Source organism: Mesorhizobium sp. P5_C1 (assembly GCF_054049815.1).
In genome coordinates this window covers 1-698 of the sequence record NZ_JBFULQ010001281.1, presented here as the reverse complement: position 1 = coordinate 698, position 698 = coordinate 1, and the positions used below count along the sequence as shown (strand labels likewise).

Sequence of the window (698 nt, the reverse complement as noted above, 5' to 3'; positions counted from 1 at the left end):
CCACGAAAGGTCATCGCGCTTCTCCCTAGTCGGGCGAAAGCGTGATCTACTCTTCCAAGCGCTCGTTGCCGTGCAGATCGAGCGACAATCGAATTGTACGCTTCGGTGCGCAATTGGCGAGTCATTTATCTACGGAACTAGAAGCCCCTAGGCACGTTGCGCCCCTAGCAATGGCCGAAATACCCCCAAGCGCTGAGAACGTTGCAGTTCATCGCTTGATTAAAGAAACAGGCATCACCGAAGCACAAGCACGCGAGCTTATCGCCTTCCTTGGGCCTTACAATTGGCCATCGCTTATGCGGGAAGCGCGCGTCCTGGCCGCCCGAATACGGTAGCGGTACGGAACTGAAASCTARSCACGAGCTTATGGMTCGATGAGCACACGCGGAATCAAYTTCCTCKATCAATGGATTGCCAACAACGTCCCRGAGACGACGAAGGCAGATGTCATTTCGGTCGATGAACTCACCCACAAGCTGATTGCTGACGCCAAGTCGATCGGGATCAAGCGCGTCCCGCATTGCCCTCGGGGTTGAAGGCTGAGCCCGGAGCAGAACTGGCGTGGCCAGGGGTGGCACTTCCTGTTTCAGCGGTTCCAATCGTTTGGCTGGGCTGACCTGTCTTGCCTGTTACGGTGTGGACATTGGCAGCCAAAGCAGTGCCAGCGGAGGCTACGAACAAGCCTAGCACTATCGGAA

The 698-nt window shown here is 56.2% G+C and carries 1 pseudogene; it reads left to right on the top strand.

The features are described from left to right. Positions 1 to 374: 374 nt before the first annotated feature. A pseudogene (locus ACXJ7R_RS35385) lies at positions 375 to 512 on the top strand (DUF768 domain-containing protein); the annotation flags it as partial. Positions 513 to 698 lie beyond the last annotated feature (186 nt).